26 protein-coding genes are annotated in these 19,056 nt (G+C 37.9%); 23 read left to right on the forward strand and 3 right to left on the reverse strand.

All coding sequences use genetic code 11. The features are described from left to right. Positions 1-192: 192 nt before the first annotated feature. On the forward strand, positions 193-1,038 hold the full coding sequence (locus KKH91_01035; GenBank protein ID MBU0951398.1) for a PorV/PorQ family protein: 846 nt from the start codon (positions 193-195) through the stop codon (positions 1,036-1,038). A gap of 144 nt (positions 1,039-1,182) precedes the next feature. Here the strand turns inward: KKH91_01035 and KKH91_01040 are convergent, their stop codons facing one another. Further along, positions 1,183-1,380 (reverse strand): IS3 family transposase, encoded by a 198-nt coding sequence (locus KKH91_01040; GenBank protein MBU0951399.1) that lies wholly within the window; start codon positions 1,378-1,380, stop codon positions 1,183-1,185. On the opposite strand from KKH91_01040, the gene KKH91_01045 reads away from it, so the two are divergent. The 3 genes from KKH91_01045 to KKH91_01055 all read left to right on the forward strand — a co-directional run bounded on the left by KKH91_01045 (position 1,362) and on the right by KKH91_01055 (position 2,060). Then, positions 1,362-1,619 carry an outer membrane protein assembly factor gene (locus tag KKH91_01045; GenBank protein ID MBU0951400.1) on the forward strand — a complete coding sequence of 86 codons (258 nt, stop codon included), beginning with the start codon at positions 1,362-1,364 and terminating at the stop codon, positions 1,617-1,619. The two genes, KKH91_01040 and KKH91_01045, sit on opposite strands and share 19 nt — an antisense overlap. Then, positions 1,540-1,749 (forward strand): type II and III secretion system protein, encoded by a 210-nt coding sequence (locus KKH91_01050; GenBank protein MBU0951401.1) that lies wholly within the window; start codon positions 1,540-1,542, stop codon positions 1,747-1,749. Before KKH91_01045 ends, KKH91_01050 begins: the two co-directional genes overlap by 80 nt. A gap of 128 nt (positions 1,750-1,877) precedes the next feature. After that, complete coding sequence (locus KKH91_01055) at positions 1,878-2,060, forward strand: hypothetical protein (GenBank protein ID MBU0951402.1); 183 nt, start codon at positions 1,878-1,880, stop codon at positions 2,058-2,060. Between the two features lie 3 nt (positions 2,061-2,063). On the opposite strand, the gene KKH91_01060 is transcribed toward KKH91_01055, so the two are convergent. Beyond that, positions 2,064-3,752: a glutamine--tRNA ligase/YqeY domain fusion protein gene (locus tag KKH91_01060; protein MBU0951403.1), complete on the reverse strand. Its 1,689-nt coding sequence runs from the start codon at positions 3,750-3,752 to the stop codon at positions 2,064-2,066. 116 nt (positions 3,753-3,868) lie between these two features. Here KKH91_01060 and KKH91_01065 point away from each other — a divergent pair, with 116 nt between their 5' ends. The 15 genes from KKH91_01065 to KKH91_01135 all read left to right on the forward strand — a co-directional run bounded on the left by KKH91_01065 (position 3,869) and on the right by KKH91_01135 (position 15,461). Further along, a complete protein-coding gene (locus KKH91_01065; protein MBU0951404.1) occupies positions 3,869-4,768 on the forward strand; it encodes an AEC family transporter in 900 nt (299 codons plus the stop codon). A gap of 144 nt (positions 4,769-4,912) precedes the next feature. Beyond that, positions 4,913-5,401, forward strand: a complete 489-nt coding sequence (locus KKH91_01070; protein ID MBU0951405.1) for a flavodoxin — start codon at positions 4,913-4,915, stop codon at positions 5,399-5,401. A gap of 316 nt (positions 5,402-5,717) precedes the next feature. After that, positions 5,718-6,758, forward strand: coding sequence for a tetratricopeptide repeat protein (locus KKH91_01075; protein MBU0951406.1), 1,041 nt, complete (start codon positions 5,718-5,720; stop codon positions 6,756-6,758). Then, complete coding sequence (locus KKH91_01080) at positions 6,755-7,507, forward strand: type II and III secretion system protein (protein ID MBU0951407.1); 753 nt, start codon at positions 6,755-6,757, stop codon at positions 7,505-7,507. The genes KKH91_01075 and KKH91_01080 overlap by 4 nt, the downstream gene beginning before the upstream one ends. Beyond that, positions 7,507-7,680, forward strand: a complete 174-nt coding sequence (locus tag KKH91_01085) for a hypothetical protein (GenBank protein ID MBU0951408.1) — start codon at positions 7,507-7,509, stop codon at positions 7,678-7,680. Before KKH91_01080 ends, KKH91_01085 begins: the two co-directional genes overlap by 1 nt. Then, a complete protein-coding gene (locus tag KKH91_01090) occupies positions 7,677-8,192 on the forward strand; it encodes a pilus assembly protein (protein MBU0951409.1) in 516 nt (171 codons plus the stop codon). The genes KKH91_01085 and KKH91_01090 overlap by 4 nt, the downstream gene beginning before the upstream one ends. Continuing rightward, positions 8,176-9,114 (forward strand): hypothetical protein, encoded by a 939-nt coding sequence (locus KKH91_01095; GenBank protein MBU0951410.1) that lies wholly within the window; start codon positions 8,176-8,178, stop codon positions 9,112-9,114. The genes KKH91_01090 and KKH91_01095 overlap by 17 nt, the downstream gene beginning before the upstream one ends. Before the next feature lie 2 nt (positions 9,115-9,116). Next, positions 9,117-9,557, forward strand: a complete 441-nt coding sequence (locus KKH91_01100) for a pilus assembly protein (GenBank protein MBU0951411.1) — start codon at positions 9,117-9,119, stop codon at positions 9,555-9,557. Positions 9,558-9,574: 17 nt separating this feature from the next. Further along, positions 9,575-9,895: a hypothetical protein gene (locus tag KKH91_01105; GenBank protein MBU0951412.1), complete on the forward strand. Its 321-nt coding sequence runs from the start codon at positions 9,575-9,577 to the stop codon at positions 9,893-9,895. 92 nt (positions 9,896-9,987) lie between these two features. Next, positions 9,988-10,185, forward strand: coding sequence for a Flp family type IVb pilin (locus tag KKH91_01110; protein MBU0951413.1), 198 nt, complete (start codon positions 9,988-9,990; stop codon positions 10,183-10,185). A 23-nt stretch (positions 10,186-10,208) separates the two neighbouring features. Then, positions 10,209-11,105 (forward strand): Flp pilus assembly protein CpaB, encoded by an 897-nt coding sequence (cpaB, locus tag KKH91_01115; GenBank protein MBU0951414.1) that lies wholly within the window; start codon positions 10,209-10,211, stop codon positions 11,103-11,105. 520 nt (positions 11,106-11,625) lie between these two features. Continuing rightward, the gene (tadA, locus tag KKH91_01120; protein MBU0951415.1) at positions 11,626-13,305 is read left to right on the forward strand and encodes a Flp pilus assembly complex ATPase component TadA; all 1,680 of its coding nucleotides are present in this window, start codon (positions 11,626-11,628) and stop codon (positions 13,303-13,305) included. A 57-nt stretch (positions 13,306-13,362) separates the two neighbouring features. Then, on the forward strand, positions 13,363-14,229 hold the full coding sequence (locus KKH91_01125) for a type II secretion system F family protein (GenBank protein ID MBU0951416.1): 867 nt from the start codon (positions 13,363-13,365) through the stop codon (positions 14,227-14,229). A gap of 9 nt (positions 14,230-14,238) precedes the next feature. Further along, the gene (locus KKH91_01130; GenBank protein ID MBU0951417.1) at positions 14,239-15,117 is read left to right on the forward strand and encodes a type II secretion system F family protein; all 879 of its coding nucleotides are present in this window, start codon (positions 14,239-14,241) and stop codon (positions 15,115-15,117) included. Between the two features lie 116 nt (positions 15,118-15,233). Continuing rightward, a complete protein-coding gene (locus KKH91_01135) occupies positions 15,234-15,461 on the forward strand; it encodes a hypothetical protein (GenBank protein ID MBU0951418.1) in 228 nt (75 codons plus the stop codon). A 2-nt stretch (positions 15,462-15,463) separates the two neighbouring features. On the opposite strand, the gene KKH91_01140 is transcribed toward KKH91_01135, so the two are convergent. Further along, a complete protein-coding gene (locus KKH91_01140) occupies positions 15,464-16,165 on the reverse strand; it encodes a hypothetical protein (protein ID MBU0951419.1) in 702 nt (233 codons plus the stop codon). A 298-nt stretch (positions 16,166-16,463) separates the two neighbouring features. Here KKH91_01140 and KKH91_01145 point away from each other — a divergent pair, with 298 nt between their 5' ends. The 4 genes from KKH91_01145 to KKH91_01160 form a co-directional block, all read left to right on the forward strand. Continuing rightward, on the forward strand, positions 16,464-17,444 hold the full coding sequence (locus tag KKH91_01145; protein MBU0951420.1) for a polysaccharide deacetylase family protein: 981 nt from the start codon (positions 16,464-16,466) through the stop codon (positions 17,442-17,444). A 2-nt stretch (positions 17,445-17,446) separates the two neighbouring features. Beyond that, the gene (locus KKH91_01150; GenBank protein MBU0951421.1) at positions 17,447-18,247 is read left to right on the forward strand and encodes an acyltransferase; all 801 of its coding nucleotides are present in this window, start codon (positions 17,447-17,449) and stop codon (positions 18,245-18,247) included. Positions 18,248-18,300: 53 nt separating this feature from the next. Next, positions 18,301-18,447 carry a hypothetical protein gene (locus KKH91_01155; protein MBU0951422.1) on the forward strand — a complete coding sequence of 49 codons (147 nt, stop codon included), beginning with the start codon at positions 18,301-18,303 and terminating at the stop codon, positions 18,445-18,447. A gap of 110 nt (positions 18,448-18,557) precedes the next feature. Next, on the forward strand, positions 18,558-19,056 hold a 499-nt coding region (locus KKH91_01160; protein ID MBU0951423.1), incomplete at its 3' end, for a cation diffusion facilitator family transporter.

A 19,056-nucleotide genomic window follows, 5' to 3' on the forward strand; every position in this document is an offset into this window, starting at 1 on the left:
AATTGTCCGAATAATGTATGATGATTCATAAGCCTGAACCTCCTTGTAGACCCGACAGTAATCGGGTTTTGGCATGGTTTTGAATCACACCATTATAGGGAATAGTTCAGGCTTTTTCAATCCTAATTTGGACACACGTGATTTATTTTATGTTTTCAGTTGTTATTAACTAATTCTTGTTTTGCAGCAGGTTTGGGTGTCACCGGCGGAGAGTTCTTAAGATTAGGAGTTGGAGAAAGAGCAATAGGTATGGGAGGGGCATTTTGTAGTATTGCCAACAATGTCAGTTCTACATATTGGAATCCTGCGGGGCTAGCACAACTGAGTTCAAGGGAACTATCAATGATGAGTTTTGACTATTTAATGGATATATCAAATGAAAATTATAGTTATGCCAATCCGCTGGGTAATTCCGGAGTACTTGGTTTTCAGATATCCCTTTTGGGTATGCGTGATATGAGCAGGGATGAATATGGAACAATGGGTTCATTTTTTAAAAACGAAGAGAGAATAGTTTCATTAAGTTATGCCAGCTGGATAAATCCCAACCTTTCTATGGGAATAAATTTGAAAACCATTTATACAAAGCTGGATACTGATGAAACAAGCGGATTTGGTATGGATATCGGGACCTTGTATAAAACGCCTGTTGAAAACCTGAACTTAGGGGTGGTTATTCAGAATATTGAAACAGGCTTGAAGTACACAGACAAAAAAGAATCAATGCCTCTAAATCTGAAAACTGGAATTTCTTACACATTAAATAATGTTATCCTTGCTACTGACGTGGACGCTTTTATTGATAACAGTATAAACCTGCATACTGGTGGCGAATATACGTATAAACCAATGCAGAGATGGAATTTGCAGTTAAGCGCAAGATTGGGCTATAGTGCGTCAATGGGCAATATTAACGCGATATCTGGGCTTTCTTCAGGATTTGGTCTTAAAATTAACAAATTTAATATAGATTACGCTTTTGTCCCCCATGGAGACTTAGGAGACACTAAAAGAATTTCCTTCACTGCAAGATTTTAAGTTTTGGAGTTCCGAATTTTTGGGAAGCATACTTAAATTTTAGAAATAGTGACAGCTTTCTGTTTATCTGTAAATATCTTTTCTGTGTTAAACATCAATAACAAAAACAGTTATTGGACTTTACCCTTTTTTTTAGACACTCAGTTAAGCTACTTTTTGTAGCAACATCGCCTCAAATTTTGCCGGACTCAACCCGCCAATTGTTGTATGCCGCCTGATCCGGTTGTAAAACACTTCAATATATTCAAATATACTGCTCATCGCTTCCCGTTTGGTTTCGTAAGTCGCATCGTACACCAGTTCTTTTTTCAGCGTACTGAAAAATGATTCAGCAACAGGCACTTTTTTATGATATCGGAGGTGCGTGGGATAAGCTCGAAGACGTTAATTTTACCATAGGAGAAACTGACCAATGGAGGCTAAACGGGAAATGGGATAATCTTTTGAAAGCCGGCTATGGTTTTGGCATCAGGTTTACAACACCGATATTTCCGATAAGGCTTGACTGGGGTTGGCCAGTACAAAGTCTGCCAGGCCAAAATCCTCCTGAATTCTATTTTACCATCGGACAAGTATTTTGAAAGACGCATTGAAAGAGTACCGGTTGTTAGTGATTTGCCGATATTAGGGTATCTTTTCAGGTATAAATCAAAAACAACAGCCAGGACAGAACTGCTTATTTTCATTACCCCGAGTATACTTAAAGATTAAAACCTACGGGAACTTTTTCGCTTTTTTTGCGTCTAATGGTGTGAAGGTCTTCACAATCCAGTCAAAAATATGCTATAACTTTGACCTGAACATTTGAGGAAGCAAATAAAATTACAAGGGGGAGTACAATGATTGTAGAATTTACGACGTTCAAAGAGAGGCCGGTAATCCAGCTTAAGCGTGATGAAAACGACAGATACGGCCTTTCCATGGGCTTGTCAAAAGCGAAACTATGCATCGAAGCAATTGAAGAAATCAAGAAATTCGTAAAAGATAATGATGTGCCTGTTGAAACAGAGAAAAAGAAATAACTGTTAGCCTTTCTTTTCCAGTTTCGCCCAGGAATCTTTTAAAGTAACAGTACGGTTAAAAACAAGTTTGTCAGTTGTGGTGTCTGGGTCAATGCTAAAATACCCGTGGCGTATGAATTGATATCGCGCTCCGGGTTTTGCATTTTTTAGGGATGGTTCTGCTTTGCAGTTAGAGAGTATTTTTAGTGATAGGGGATTGATGTAATTTTTGAAATCTTCATCTTTCTTAACGTTGTCCGGGCCGGGCAGGGTAAATAAATTCTCATATATTCTAACTTCGGTATCGATTGCCTGCTGCGCTGACACCCAGTGTAGAGTGCCATGGACTTTTCTGTTATCCGATGTTCCGCCGCCGCGGGAGTGCGGGTCATATTTGCAGTGAATCTCCAGTATTTCTCCGGTTTTTTCGTCCTTAATAACTTTTTCGCAAGTAATGTAGTAAGCGTGCTTTAGACGCACTTCCTGTCCCGGAGCCAGCCTGAAAAATTTCTTTGGCGCAACTTCACGAAAATCCTCTCTCTCTATATAAATAATTTTTGAAAAGGGCACTTTTCTTTTACCGGCAGATATGTCTTCGGGATTATTGTCTGCGTCCAATTCTTCAACTAATCCGTCAGCATAATTTGTAATTATTACCTTAACCGGGTCAAGCACTACCATTACTCTGGGTGCATTTTTATTTAAATCTTCTCTTATGCAGTATTCCAGTAAACCAAAATCTACTGTACTGTTTGATTTTGCAATTCCTATGCGATCGCAGAAATTTATAATTGATTGGGGCGTGTACCCGCGCCTGCGCAGTCCTGATAGTGTTGGTAACCGCGGGTCATCCCATCCCGTGACAATCTTTTCCTGAACCAGCTGGAGAAGTTTGCGTTTGCTCATTACAGTATATGTCAGGTTCAATCTTGCAAATTCAATCTGTCGAGGATGGCAGTCAATAGTTATGTTATTCAATACCCAGTCATACAAAGGGCGGTGGTCTTCAAATTCCAGGGAGCATAATGAGTGGGTTATTTTTTCAAGAGCATCTGAAATCGGGTGCGCATAATCGTAGGTTGGGTAAATACACCACTTGTCACCGGTTCTGTGATGGATTGCGTGCTTTATTCTATAGATTACAGGGTCGCGCATGTTGAGATTTGGGTGTGCCATGTCTATTTTTGCGCGGAGCGAGCATTCTCCGTCTTTAAGCTCGCCGCTTTTCATTTTTTCAAAAAGCGAGAGGTTTTCTTCAACTGAGCGGTCACGATAGGGGCTGTTTTTGCCAGGCTCGGTCAGGGTTCCGCGGTATTCGCGTATTTGGTCAACATTCAGGTGGCAGACATATGCTTTACCCTTTTTAATCAATTCAGCTGCGTGTTGGTGTAACTTTTCATAATAATCTGATGCATAATAAAAATGCTTGCCCCAGCCGAAACCCAGCCATTTTATATCTTCCTGTATCGAATCGATATATTCAACATCCTCTTTGACGGGGTTCGTGTCGTCCATTCTCAGGTGGCACGAGCCGTTATATTCTTTTGCAATGCCGAAATTAATGCAAATGGCTTTTGCATGGCCTATGTGCAGGTAACCGTTGGGTTCGGGAGGGAAGCGTGTTTCTACACGCCCGCCATTTTTGCCGGACCTCAGGTCTTCGTCAATTATCGTCCTTATAAAATCCCTGCTTTTATCTTTTTCTTCGTTCATTAGATTAGTAGCCATTTTTCCAAATCAATTATACCTAATAATGCATAATGCTGGCAAGTGGGTATTCCATTTGTTTTTTCATTTTTGTATAATCCTTTGGAAAATCGGGGGATACAATGTTTATAGAAATATTCATGAATGTTATCATTCCTGTGTTTTTTATCATTGCTGTGGGTTATATAATGGAAAAAAAGTTCAAACTGAATATGAGGACGCTTTCAGACTTGAATTTCTATGTTTTTGTGCCAGCCCTGATTTTTGTAAAAATGCTCGATTCAGACCTTCAGCCTTCAAAAACAATAGGTATTTTGTTGTTCTATTTAATTCATTTTGCCATTTTATTTGCAATTTCGTTTATATTGTTTTCTCCAAAGGTTGTCAGGCAAAAAAGGACAACGCTCACTCTTTGTACGGTTTTTCACAATGCGGGAAATTATGGCATTCCTTTGATGTTGCTGGCCTATGGAACAGAGGGTGTAAGCGTTATCGCCATCATTATGATAGCCCTCAACCTTTTATGTTTTACGATGGGAATATTCATGATGGAATCAGAACACAAAGATATGAGTAAAACAATGGTTAATCTCCTAAAAATCCCGGTGATATATGCAATTTTTATTGGTTTTGCTTTGCGCTTTTTTCATTTGAACCCGCCGCATCAAATCATGATACCTATCGGGCATCTTGCTGACGGGCTTATAGCCGTAGCGCTTTTAACTTTGGGCGCCCAGCTTGCTTTAAGCAAACCCGGGAAAGATTTGAAGTTTGTTTCCCTCGGCGTTTTTATGAGGCTTGTTATAGCGCCAATTATTGCGGTTCTTTTAGTCCCGTTTTTCAAATTCACCGGAAATATCGGCCCTATTATGATACTTTCTTCCGGGTTGCCCGTTGCAGTAAATGCCTATTTGCTTGCGGCAGAATATGATAATGAAGCAGAACTGGCATCCCAGCTGGTTTTCTGGTCAACAGTACTAAGCGCGTTTAGTATTCCGGTTATTCTATATTTTTTAAGGTAAAAGGGTAGAAATGGCATGAAAATTATTTTAAGTTGTTTATTTGCAGTGAGTGTTTTATTTCAGCAGAATGTTTATGCTAAAGAGGGGGCGTACCCCATACTCTTCCAAGCGAGTAGCATGGGGTATTCACAAGGAGGAAAAAAAATGGAAACAGGAAAGAAAATTCTGGTGGTTTTTTATTCGCGTTCAGGTAATACTGAAAGGGTAGCGAAAGATGTGGCAACAGCGGTTGGGGCTGATACTGAAAAACTTATTGATAAAACGAAACGTTCAGGTGTTTTTGGGTTTATTTTCGGCGGCAGGGGTGCGATGCGCAACAAAGAGACTGAGCTGGAACCAATCAAGACAGAAGTATCTAAATACGATATTGTGGTTTTAGGCACTCCCGTTTGGGCAGGAAGGATGACTCCCGCGATAAGGACTTATATAAACAAAAATAGAGATAAATTTAAGACAATTGCATGTATAATAACAGCCGGCAGCGGTTCTGCATTGTCAATTGTCCCATCAATTGAAGAACTTTCAGGAAAAAAAGCAATTGCTTGCATAGGATTGAGCGGCGGTGACTTGAAAAATGAGGCTAAATACAAAGGAAAAGTTAATAAGTTTATGGAAGAGTTGAGGAAGAAATAGTTTTCATTATCGGCTCTTTACTTAAGCCCTTTTAAAATAAGCGGTGTATGCCAAACTCCCCAAATTGCGCCAATCAATAAAGAAGATTTTAAAAACCATCTCCAGCCCAGTTCTTCGTAATAAATAACCATCTATTAAGTTTTGGTAAACCCCCTATTGGTTTTTGTTTTCATCCTTAAACTATTATGGTTTGCTTGTCTTGTCAAATAAACGCATTTGTTGGCAATTTAGTTCCCTTGGGGAACTTTTTTGAGGTTTTTGCGTCTATTAGGTTGCAAAGACGATTTTTTAGAGAAAAATTAAAGGGAGCTAAGCAATGTTGTTCTTCGGGGATTTGAAACAAAGCAGTATGTTGTTTAAGGTTTTAGGTTTTGGATTTATTATTTCAATGTTTTTTTCTTTAGCAGGTTATTGTCAGAATATAAAGCTGTCAACAAGCACAACAATATTCAAAGTTGAGCCGGCCATAAAATCAGATAAACAATTATTAACAGCTGAACACAGGCGCACAAAACAACTACAAAGAGAAATAGCAAAAAAGGCAAAACAAAGAATCACTGATCAAAAAATTAGTATTGAAACCGTATATAACCAGGCAGTTGAAGATTATGTTAAGAAATATTACTTGAGAGCTACTGATGAATTGAAAACAGTCATCAGTGAAGATTTATCTTACAGAAACGCGTCGTTCTACCTTTCAGATATAAAAAAAACGATGAAAAAAATAGCTAAAGAAGAGAAAAATTCAGATATGGAAGAACTATCCTATGCCAAAGCCTATGTTAGTTATTATTCAGGATCTTTGCAGAAATCAATAAATGAATGGGGAAAAATATTTTGCCTCAATGCGGAGAATGATGAAATTAAGGAATATCTTGATAAAACAAAAATGTTGCTAAAAGAGATGGAAACCGAAGACAAATTGTCGGGCTATTATAGCAATGGAATAGAAAAATCAAAGAACAAGGAATATGCAGCGGCCATAAATGAGTGGGAGAAAGTTATTGAACTTGCAAAAAAAGAAAACATGCTTTCCTCTTTAGACTGGAACATAAAAGCACAACACCAAATAACAATTGCTTTAGAGCAAATCAAAAAAAATCGGGATGCATACCAAAAAACTATAAATTCAAGCAAAAACCACCAAAAAGACACAAAGAAAGCAGAAAAAGCTAAGTTAGATGTAGATTCAGCCGAAAAATATTACAACGAAGGCCTTGTATGTTACGCTCAAGGAAAGATAAGCGAAGCTATAAGGTTGTGGGAATTAACTATAAGGCTCAACCCTGAACATGAAAGAGCCAAAAAAGCAAAAGAAACAGCTGGAACAGAAATAAGCCAGGCAGGGAAGAAATGAAAAAGATATTTTTATTGCTAATTGCACTTTGTGCGCTTACTTGCAGCTGTTTTGCTGAAAACCTTATAGAAGTCTCTGTAGAGATAGCTGAAGTCAATAATAATAAAGCAAGAGAATTGGGTATAAAATGGATTGATGAAATAAAAACGGGAGAATTATCAGGAGAAATCCCGGGATATACTCCCGGCACATTGCCGGCAAAAAATGTAAATCTGCCTGCTTTAATCGGCCCCAGCGATTGGTTTAGATATTCCGCTTTAACCGCAGACTTAAAGATGCTGACTGAAAAAGGCGCAGCTAAAATAATGTCAAAACCAAAATTGCTTACAAAAAGCGGTTCAACGGCTAAATTCCTTGTAGGAGGTGAGTTTCCGGTAATTTCCGGAGGTGTTTCCGGAGGAAGCATAGAGTGGAAAGAATATGGGATAAAACTTAATGTAAAGCCGACCGTAAGCGCAGAAAACAAAATTGAAACTGATCTAACCGTAGAAGTGAGCAGACTGGATTGGGCAAACCAGGTTAAGGATATACCCGCAATAGCTATACGCAAAATCACTTCTGATGTGGATTTAAAAAGCGGAGAAACCATTTCAGTAGCAGGTTTGATAGAAACAAACAAAGAAACAAAAAAAACAGGAATCCCAATACTTGTGGATATTCCATTGTTGGGGGTATTGTTCGGCAGGCATTCAGTAGTAGATGTAGAAACAACAATAATGATTTTCGTTACTCCAAAGATCGTAAGATAATGAAAAAAATATTAAGAGAAGAAAAAGCACAAACTATAACCGAATATGCATTAGTAGCCTTTTTTCTTATATTCGTCTGCTGGGTAAGCATAAATGTTTTCAGTAATACCTTAAACGCATATTTCAACAAAGTAGCTTCAAAAAGAACAGGTATTTCAGGGATATTGCCATGAAACAAATAAAACATGAATCTGGACAAGCTGTTTTAGAAACATTCGTTGTTTTAATTGTTCTGATACCCATAATATTTGCAACAATCCAGCTGTCGATTATCGCTTTTGGCGCTATCGTAGCTTATGATGCCGCACAATCAGCCAATCGGGCCGCAATAGTACAAACTAACGACAGATTTGCAAAAACCAAAGCTCTATTAGCCGGTACTTATGTTATGTCTACGCAAATTTCCGGCACCAAAAATATAGTTCCTACTACAGTTGATGTAAAAGGTATTTTTCCGGCAAATAAATACATAGCCGACCATGAAGGCAATAGAATTTATGCATACGATGTAACTCAAAACTATATCCAAAACGTAATGTTTCCATCTTTAATTAACCCGTTTCCTGGAAGTAAATTTTTCAGCGGCGGACTCCCTGTGCTTAATTTACGTGCAAACAGCAGGATGGTTCGCACCCCCGACCCGACATATTTTAAAAAAGCGTATTCAAATGCAAATAATTGGTAAAAATAGTCAAAAAGGCCAGGTATTGCCGTTATTTTTTGTCTGCATAATGGTTTTATGCCTGTTCTGGTTTGTGCTTATAAACCTTGGCAAACTGGTAAAAGACAGAATGATGATGCAAAATGCAGCAGATAATGCGGCAATCAGCGCAGCAGTAATGAGAGCACGAGCGCTTAACTATATGGGCCCGCTAAACGCATATCTTGGTCTTCCCGGAGTATCATTGGGAGCAAATGTACCTTCAGATATAAGCCATGTATGGGTTCCATGCCCGAATCATGGGGCGCCGCTTTCTATTTGCTGGTGCGGGTCCAGAGGTGCAAAGAACACTATAGAAGGAATGATAAAGATACAAGAAGGCATTCATTCCCCCTATGGCGGAGGCACAACTTTCATGGCATCAAGAGATATTGCAAAAAGGCAGGAGCTTGATTCAAATGGTAATCCAGCCGGGGCTGATGGGATTTTGACTGATGAGGGGACTTTTTCTCTGCACCTAAAAAGAAACAAAGGGGAAATTTGGTATTACGGAACTATGTGGGTGAACACCTATCTTCTTGGAACCTACGGGCCCTATCCTGTATTTCCGCAAATATGCGGATGTATAGTTAATAAAGAGAACGGGAAAAGATGGTTGGAACAAGCCGATGATTTCCATAAACAGAAAGTAAAAATAATCGCATATAAAAATAAAGGTTCTGATTCCAACAAAGGATACCCATTCGCCGGCAAAATGTTTGGTATAAATAAATGGTTTGACATTAGAACGGTTGCAGCAGCGGCTTCTTATAATACAAAGGGCGCTATGTTTCCAACTTCAGGGGACAGTAACACACCAATGGCGGCATTTACAAAATACATTGAAGCCATGGATGGCGGATGGGAAGCACACTTGGTGCCGGTTGGTTCTGAGTGCGCACACTAAAAATGAAAATAAAATGTACAAACTCTCAAAAGGGTCAGGCAATAGTTGAATTTGCGTTATTATTACCGGCTTTAGCAATGATTTTAGTAGCAATTTGCTGGTATTCAAGAGTGATGATAACAAGGCAACAGATGGTAATAGCGGCAAGATATGGGACGGATTTGATAAGGCATATGAATTTAAATGAGGATGAAGTTACAGCCGAAATAAAGAAATATTTTAACCAAGATAACGTTAGAAAACTGGATCAGAATAGACTTATTGTTAAGGTAAAAATAAGCCAGGCAGTTTTGCCAAAAAGTATGACTCCGCCAACTTCCTGGGTGGAAGTTTACTACAAATTCTCGCTACCAGTAATGTTTGGTGAAAAAGAATTTTGGGTGTCAGGCCGGTCAGAAGTTTTAAATGATACCGGAACGCCTTTGTTTGAAAATCATTCATAAGGGGGGAGGTGATACAAATGAAAAAAATATTATTGCTTTCAGTGTTGTTTGCTTTTGTTTTTGGTTTATCGGCACAGGTTTTTGCCCAGACGAAAATCAAAACAAAAAAGTATGTTGGACAGTTGGTAACCATTGATGCAGTTCAGCTTTCTGTTATAGGTAAATCAGGTAAAATTGAAACGTTCTCAATTGACGAAAAAACAGCTATTAAGAAAGCTAAAAAACCTATCCAGGCATCTGAAATAGCACCTGAAGAGAAAGTCACAGTGAAGTATAAAACCGAAGAAGGCAAAAAAACAGCAGTTTCAATAACAGTTACAGTAAGTAAGAAGAAATAGAGAAATGGCGGTGAAATTCCGCCAAAACCCGGAGAAAGGGGGGCGCCCATGCGCCCCCCCCCAATTAAAACCAAAATCCATAGGAGGATAAAATGGTGAATGCAAGAGAGTTGTTCAAAAAATTTGTAAGGGAAGAAGAAGCGCAGGGCATGACAGAGTATATTCTGATTATAGGGCTCATAGCTGTTATATGCGTAGTGTCAATAAAGTTGTTTGGAACCCAGATAAAAAATCTGATAACAACTTCAAAGGACAAACTTTCAAAAGAAACAGCTGAAGTCGGTAAATAATATAAACAAAAGAGGTGATTTGTTTGAATAAGAAGACTCAAGTATTAATGTCGGTTTTCATTTCACTGTTTGTTGCCTTATTAGTCGGCGGATATTTGGCGGGGCTTGAAAACAAATACAAAACAGGTGCTAAAAAGGTTACCGTTTTAGTTGCGAAGGAATATATTGACCAGGGAGCGATGATAAAACCCGAACTAGTCGAGGAAATCAAAGTACCTCAGGAATACATCCAGCCAAAAGCAATAAAAACGTTTAAGGAAGTTACCGGAGAAAACGGCATTCCTCTTTATATGGCTGTTGTGCCTATAATGCAGGGTGAACAGGTCCTTACAACAAAGCTTTTTGGCCTAGGCCAGGAAACAGGGCTTGCCGCTGTGATTCCTACAGATAAACGCGCATTTTCAATAACCTGTGAAAAAGACAAAATCCGGGGTATAATCCGCCCGGGTAACAAGGTGGACATTATTGCAACTCTTGATTACTACAATGATAAAGGCCAAAAGTTTGAAGAAGCAAAAACTATCCTACAGAATATCACAGTTCTAAGCGTTGGAAAACAGATACTCGGGATGGTAAAACCTTCAAGCATTGGCCAGAAAAAGGAAGGTGAAGCCGCTGCAGGTTCTGATGAGGCAGAATCCCAGCTTACAGTATCATTTGCAGTTACCGCTGAGGAATCTCAGGTTTTAGCTCTTACTTCAAGCAGAGGTGTTCTCACATTTTCTCTCCGTCCTACCGGTGATGACAAAATAAAAGATATCGCTTCTGTGAGCCTGGCAAAGTTATGCGGAAGCTCCGGCGCATCGCCGTCAGGCAAGGCTTCTGCGGGCAACACCGGAAACAATTCTATTGAAATGATGAAGTCATTCCAAAAACAGCAGGAGCAGGCTCTTAAACTTCTAGAAAAATATCAGAAATAAGGACAAAACACCCCAGGCTCTTCCTAGCGGGTAGACTGGGGTACTCAAAATGAGAGAGAAAATGGGAAGATTAATTTCTGTTCTTGACACGGATCAAAGTTATAGTAAATCGCTTCTTATAGTGAATCTTGCGATAATAATTTCAGCACAGGTAAGAAAAGAAACGGTTATTGCCGATTTTGATTTTGTTAATAATTCTGATATTCCTGTACTTCTCAATTTTCAGCCGGAAAGATCGCTTGGTGAATTGTTGGAAGCATATGATAAATCAAATAGTATTTCAATTGGAAGCTTTCTTGGGCGTTATAAATCAGAAGTTCTATTTATGGCTGCCGGGAAAAATCCCGAAGGTCTTGAAAGTGACGGCAGTTACCGGAATATGAAAAAGGCTGCCGCGCAATTGAAGGAAACTTATGAATGGGTTCTTGCGAACATCAATAACAACCTTGATGAAAATGCCCTTTGTGTTCTGGATTTGAGCGATATGGTTTTGCTGGTAATTGAACCTCATATTTTTAGTATGAACCGAACAAAAATAGTAATTGAGAGATTAAAATCAATTCATTACCCTGTCCAGGCAGTCAAGGTGATCATCAGTAACAGTAATATAAAAGGCAGCATTGAAAAGGAAGAAATAGAAAGGTTTATCGGATATAAGATATTTGCTGAAATCCTTTATGACCCTGAATCAACAATTCCTTCGGTAAATGAAGGCAAACCAGCCGTTGAGCTTTTCCCTCATTCAGATTATTCGCGTTCGATAAAGGAGCTGGCTTTTGTCATAACCAAAGAACAGGAACGATTCTTAAAGGAAGGGGCGGGTTTTTTTTCGGAGGTTGGTCAGCTCCTAAAAGAACGTTACACCTTCAATCAAGAACCTGATTCCAAACAAATAATAACTGAAGGCTCAGATGTATCAAAAGAACAGATTATAACTGAGTTGAAAAAACGGATCCACAAGCGGTTAATAAGTGAATTTAACCTGAAATCCCTGGATTTAAAGGGCTCATCTGATCCGAAAAAACTTCAGGAAGTCAGGAATTTAACCCGCGAAAAAATAGAAGACCTGCTGGCAGAGGAAGCAAAAGAATTGGATTCGCGCGAAGAACGGTCTCAGCTTGTCAGTCAACTCTTGGATGAAATACTCGGGTTAGGGCCTTTGGAGATATTGTTAAAGGAAGAAGAGATATCTGAGATAATGGTTAACGGTAAGGACAAAATCTATATAGAGAAAAAAGGCAAAATTCAGCTCTCTGATATAAAATTTGACTCAGATTCCCAGATAGTAACCATTATTGACAGAATTCTGGCGCCAATTGGAAGGCGCGTAGATGAAAGTTCTCCCTTAGTGGATGCCAGGCTTTCAGACGGTTCCCGCGTAAATGTGGTTATTCCTCCATTGGCGCTGGTAGGCCCGACAATAACCATAAGAAAATTTGTTGCAAACCGGCTGGGTTTTCCGGAACTGATAAAATTTAATTCAATTACGCAGGATATGGTTGACTTTTTGAAGGTTTGCGTGCTATTGAGAAAAAATATTATAGTTTCTGGAGGTACTGGTTCGGGCAAGACAACTCTTTTGAATATGCTTTCCTCTTTTATTCCTTCTGATGAACGCATCGTTACAATCGAAGATTCCGCAGAATTGAAACTTAAACAGGATCATGTAGTCACACTTGAAAGCAGGCCTCCTTCAATTGAAGGTACAGGCGAAATAAGCATCAGAAGGCTTGTTGTAAATTCATTGCGTATGCGCCCTGACAGGATTATTGTAGGTGAGTGCCGTTCTGGGGAAACTCTTGATATGTTACAGGCCATGAATACCGGTCACGACGGTTCGTTGACTACAGTTCATGCTAATACACCGAAAGATACAATTTCACGTATTACAACTATGGTTATCATGGCGGGTACAGAGTTGCCTGAGCGGGCCATAAGGGAACAAATCGTGGGTGCTATTGACTTAATTGTACAGATAAGCCGTTTTAGCGATGGTTCAAGGAAGGTTACGCATATAACCGAAGTAGCTACAAATGAAAAAAGCGAAATGGTTTTGTACGATATTTTTCGTTACAAACAGACAGGCCTCGAAAACACAAAAGTAATCGGTGAAATGAAAGCTACAGGCACATTGCCGACATTTTTTGAAGAAATTAAAGCGCATGGCCTTGAGTTTGATAAAAATAAACTAATAAATTAAGGGTGATGTACCCCATACTCTTCCAAGCGAGTAGCATGGGGTATTAGGAAGGTATTAATGAAATATTTAATAGCAGCAGTTTTTGGAGTTATAGCGTTTTATTTGGTTAATAAATTAATCAGTAAACTTGCCCAATCGTATTCTAAAGTGTCCAATGAACTAGGTTCTAAGGCAAAAAAATTTAAGTTTGAGCCGAAAAAGTATATAGAAATTCTTGAAAACGCTCCCAAGTCAAAAGAAGCCTCCAAAATTAAGCTGATATTGTCGGCCGTTTTTTTTAGTATTGCTTTATGCTTGATTCAGGATTTTGTTTTTAGTTTGATCTTTGCTGCCGCTGGATACTTTACGCCAACGATATTAATAAACCGTAAAGCGAAGAAGCAGAAAATTAAATTTGAGGAACAGCTGGTTGATGCGCTTGGTGTGATTGCCAATTGTGTCCGCTCCGGGGCCAGCTTGCAGCAGGCGCTTGAAGTTGTAGTAAAGGAAAGCAAGCCGCCGGTTTCATTGGAATTCTCAGAGACTTTGAAACAAATAAAGCTGGGTACAGGTACTGACCAGGCAATGAAAAATATGGCACAGAGGGTAAATAGCAGGGATTTGGGCATTGTTGTGCTCGCAATTAATGTAGCAAAAGAATATGGCGGAAATTTAGGCGAGAATCTTTTTAAAATATCAGGAACGATCCGCGAAAGGAAGAAAATCCAGGACAAAATTGATGCTATTACTTCACAAGGCCGGATGTCAGCCTGGATAATTACTTTTATTCCGTTTGTGCTGCTGGCAGTTTTAAATTTCATGGAACCTTCGTTGTTTGGATTGATGTTTAAAACACTGATTGGGAAGTTATTGCTATTACTTGCAGTTGCGATGGTGGCAGTTGGGAATTTTATCATTATGAAAATTGTTTCAATAGATATATAGGAGTTTAATATGATTTTATTTATAGCAGCTTTAACTGGAGTTGGTGTTTATCTGCTTAGTATTTGGTTATTTGCTTCTGCAAAGCAAAAGAGAATTAACCGGAGGCTAAACTCGGGTTCGCTGGTGGTTGTGAATAAAGAAAAGGGAATTGTAGTTACATTGAAAAGGCTTTCGGTGAAAGTCGGGGTAAAAATAGGTGAAATGCAGTATCCTGCTATTAAAAAGTACCTATCAGACATAAATAAGTTAATTGCTACAGCAGGGCTTGCAAATATCGGTGATCAGACATTTACAGGTATGCAGGTTATTGCCGGTTTAGGCGGAATAGCTTTAGGCCTAGTGCTTTTTAATTCTTTTGATATTTTTTTACTACTAGTATTGTTTGCAATTGGTTTTTTTATGCCATATCTCTGGTTAAAAGATAAAATCAGCAAGAAGCAGAGAGCTATTTTTAGAAGTTTGCCTGATGCACTTGATTTACTGACACTTTTAGTGGAAGCAGGAGTAGATTTTAACTCAGCAATAAATATTTTAATTGAAAATGAAAAGAATACTTTAACTACTGAGCTATATCTTTACCAGCAGGAAGTAAAACTTGGTAAAAATCGTATTACTGCTTTGTTGGATTTGTCGGCAAGAATAGATAATAAATACCTTTCTAGTGTAATTAGTTCAATTACGCAGGCTTTGCAGACAGGGTCTCCGGTATCGGCTACTTTAAAAATGCTTTCTGAGCAATTCAGGTCAGAGCGGTCTATTATGGCTGAAAAGCTTGGCGCGCAGGCGCCGGTAAAGATGATGATCCCGCTGATTCTCCTCATTTTTCCTACAATATTTATCGTAATCTTCGCCCCGATTGTGCTTTCCTTTTTAGGTGGAGGGTTTTAAAAAATGAATAATAAACCAGTTTAACTGACATCTGTATCAAGAAGTCTTGAAAAAACTTTCCGAAAAAAGTAAAATAAGTACATAAATTCCAAATTGAAGTAAAGGAGAGGGATGACATGGAACACAATGAAGCGGAGTTAACAGAAACAGCAAAGCAGTATTTAAAAGAAACCTATGGTGAAGATACGGTAAAAATGACCGTAAAAACCAATGCTGTGAAAAACGGAAAAGGCTCAATGAATGTTGACTGCACCGTAAGCGTAGACGGTTCAAGGAGCAATTGGAACAAAACCTTCTTTTTTGAAAACGGGGAAGTTGTTAAAATGAATTACAGGATGTTATAAGATTATTTGGTAAGTTTTTCAATAAGTTTGTCAATAGTTGCGGCAAGACTGCCTAACTCGTCATTTCTTTTTAAAGCCAATCTCTCGCCTACCTGGCCTAAAATAGCAGATTTAATTCTTTTTTGCAGCTGAATTAGAGGCAGAATTATTAAAGCCCTAAAGACCAAAAAATAAGCTGCGGTCGTAATAATAAAAATTATTAGAGCGGTTTTTATTGCCCTGTTTTTTTCTTGAATATAAATGATATTTACCTTATCTAAGGTAATACCGAACGAAAAACTTGCTATTTTAGTTGTTGATGAGACAACTGGGATGGAATAATCGTAGCCATCGTCTATTTTTATAATTTCAGGTTCATTCGATGCGATAATTTGTTTTGTTACCGCATTGTCAAGTTTCTTTCCCCAATCCTGGATTTTATTATGCGCTGTTACTCTGCCGTTGTTATCGATTAGCCTGGCATACATAACCTCAGAATCGCGTGACAGATTTTCCAGCGAATTCATAATCAAAATATCATTTTTTGATTCAAGTGCTTTTTTAATCGCGGGAAAGTAAAAGCCAGCTTTTGCTTTCATTCTATCAAGAAGGGAGTTTTGAAGAAAATTTCTTTGAGCTGGCAAATATATTAAACCGAAAAAGGTGTAAAGTAATATAGCCTGAACAAAAGAAACAATAAACAGCCATTTTGTCAGTATTTTCATTTTTTTATACATAACTGATTATATATTTTTATAGTCTTTTATTCAACCCCATTTTGCATTATGCTGAAAAAATAGGTAAAATAACTGATATGCAAAAGAAGAAATTAGGCAATGAATTTCCATGCAGTTAACAAGCATTATTTCAGCTTTGGCAAAAAGTGTTGAGTACAGATGTGTTTTACATGAAAAAAGGACGGCACAAATAGAATAACAAAATAAGCTTCTAAAGGACGAGCTGTCTGGCAAGAAAAAGGGTGTTTTGACCGATTCTTTATTGAAAGTTAAAGAACTTGGACAAATGAAAATTGATCAATTGCAGAAAGAATTGGATGAAATAGCTCAAGAAGCAGAGTCCTTAAATAAAATTGACGCAATAAGCAATGATAAAAAAATAGAAGAATTGCGGGGGGAAATATTGCAGATTAGGTCAAAATTGCCAAAGCTCAAAGAGGAAATACTCCGGCAGGAAAAGCTTACAAGCGGCCTGGTTGAAATGGGAAAACCGACAAAAGAACAGCTGGAAAAACTGCGGGAAAGAAAAAAAATATTTTTATTGCTAACTTTAGTTGTGTTATTTATTTCAAATATTGGTTTTTGCGGCCAAAAGGTATTCGTATTATGCTACCATTCTTTTTTGAGCAATAAAAGATTTCCTACGGATTTTTCTCCTGAAGAATTACGAAATCACCTGGTTATACTCAAAAATAACGGGTTTAGCGTTATCTCGGTTTCTGATTTTATTAATAGCAAAGTAACTGGAAATAAAAACATACTCATTACCATTGATGACGGGAATGAAAGTGTGTTCAGGATTTACAACGAAATATTAAAGCCATTAGATATCAAGCCGCTGCTTGCAATATACCCGGCAATAATAAGCAGAAAAAAGTATGCCATGACTTGGGAGCAATTAAAGGAATTATCCGCTGATGGCTGGGAAATAGCCTCTCATGGTTATTTTCATGAAAAATTAAACCAGAAATTTTATGATAAAAGTAAGGCAAGGTTTCTCTTTGAAATAGAAAAATCAAAAAAGGTACTGGAAAACAAATTCCAAAAGCCTATAACAATATTTGTATATCCATTTGGATTAAGGTCGCCAATCACCATAGAGACTCTAAAAAATAATGGTTTCAAATATGCATTTACAATTGATGGCGGCGGAATTTCTTTGCCGGTTAGTTCAGCGGATAAACTATATGAAATTCCCAGGTATATGATGACACAGTCAAATTGGAAAAATAACCTGGAAAAAGTAATAAAAAAGGCGAACCAATAAGTATGAAAATAGGATTTTTACAGTTTAAGCCAATATTCGGAGCTGTTGAATTAAATCTTAAAAAGATTGAAAAACATACGCGAAATGTTCACGCTGATTTATTAGTTCTGCCTGAACTTAGTAATTCCGGATATATTTTTACTTCAAAAAATGAAGTCGAAAAATTATCAGAAAATATTCCGGAAGGGCCTACTACAAAAAAATTGATAGAGATAGCAAATAAAAATAAAACATTTATTGTTTGCGGAGTAGCTGAAAAACAAAAGAGTAATTATTATAACTCTGCAGTTTTGGTGGGCCCTAAGGGATATATCGGCAAATACAGGAAACTGCATTTATTCAACGATGAAAAACTATGGTTTAAACCCGGAGAAAAAGAACCGGAAGTTTTTTCAATAAAGGGCGTAAAAATAGGGATTATGATATGTTTTGACTGGATATTTCCTGAAACCATGCGTGTTTTAAGCCTCAAAGGAGCACAAATAATTTGCCACTGCGCAAATTTAGTTTTACCTTATTGTCAAAAGGCTATGATTACTAGATGTATAGAAAATCGCGTATTTGCCATTACAGCAAACAGAACCGGATCAGAAACAAGAAGAAATAAAAGGCTCCTGTTTACCGGCAAAAGCCAGATAGTTGACCCTTATGGTAAACTACTTGTTAGCGGAAAAATTAACCAGGAGACTGTAAAGATAGTGAACATTAATCCAAAAAACGCACTTAACAAAAATATTTTAGGTAAAAATAATTTGTTCAAAGATAGAAGAATAAATTTATACAAAGGCTTGATTTTCCCTTAATGTTTTTCTAAAATAAAGGCTTACGATGATACTAACAATGGAGGCACGGTAAAATGGCAAAAGGCAGATGCATGAAGTGTAAAAAAGAAGTTGAGATTAAAGATGGTAAAGAAATTGTTATGAAGAACGGCATGAAGGCAATGAAGGGCTGTTGCCCCGATTGCGCAACAAAAGTATTCAGAATTCTAGGGAAGAAATAATTTTCGGATTTAGCTCTGAAAATTGACAAAACAATTAAATGGGCAGTTTTTTGGGTTAATGTATTTAGCCTGCAAGACTGCCTATTTTTTCCGAAGACCCATAAATGAGATTGAAAAATAATAAGACTAAAGTAGCTGCTTTGTCGATAGTTTCCAACGCGCTTTTAGTTATAGGTAAAGCTGTTGTTGGGCTGCTTACCGGTTCTATCAGCGTTATTTCTGAATCCGTTCATTCAGGAATTGATCTTATAGCCAGTGTTATAGCTTACTATTCTGTAAAGATATCGTCAAATGCCAGCGACGAACTGCATCCTTACGGCCACGGCAAATCAGAAAACATTTCAGGGCTTATTGAAGCCGTCCTTATTTTTTCTGCCGGTTTAATAATTATAATAGAATCTTTTGAGAAAATAATAACCGGAGTAAAAATAGAAAAAATCGAATTTGGCATGTTTATAATGTTTTTCTCGATGTGCATGAACATAATAGTTTCAAAGATGCTTTTTAAAGTAGCAAAAGAAGAAGATTCGTTGGCGCTTGAAGCAGATGCCCAGCATCTGCTGACAGATGTTTATACTACTCTTGGTGTTTTTCTGGGGCTGGTTCTTA

The organism is Elusimicrobiota bacterium (genome assembly GCA_018816525.1).
In the GTDB taxonomy this organism is placed as follows: domain Bacteria; phylum Elusimicrobiota; class Endomicrobiia; order CG1-02-37-114; family XYA2-FULL-39-19; genus OXYB2-FULL-48-7.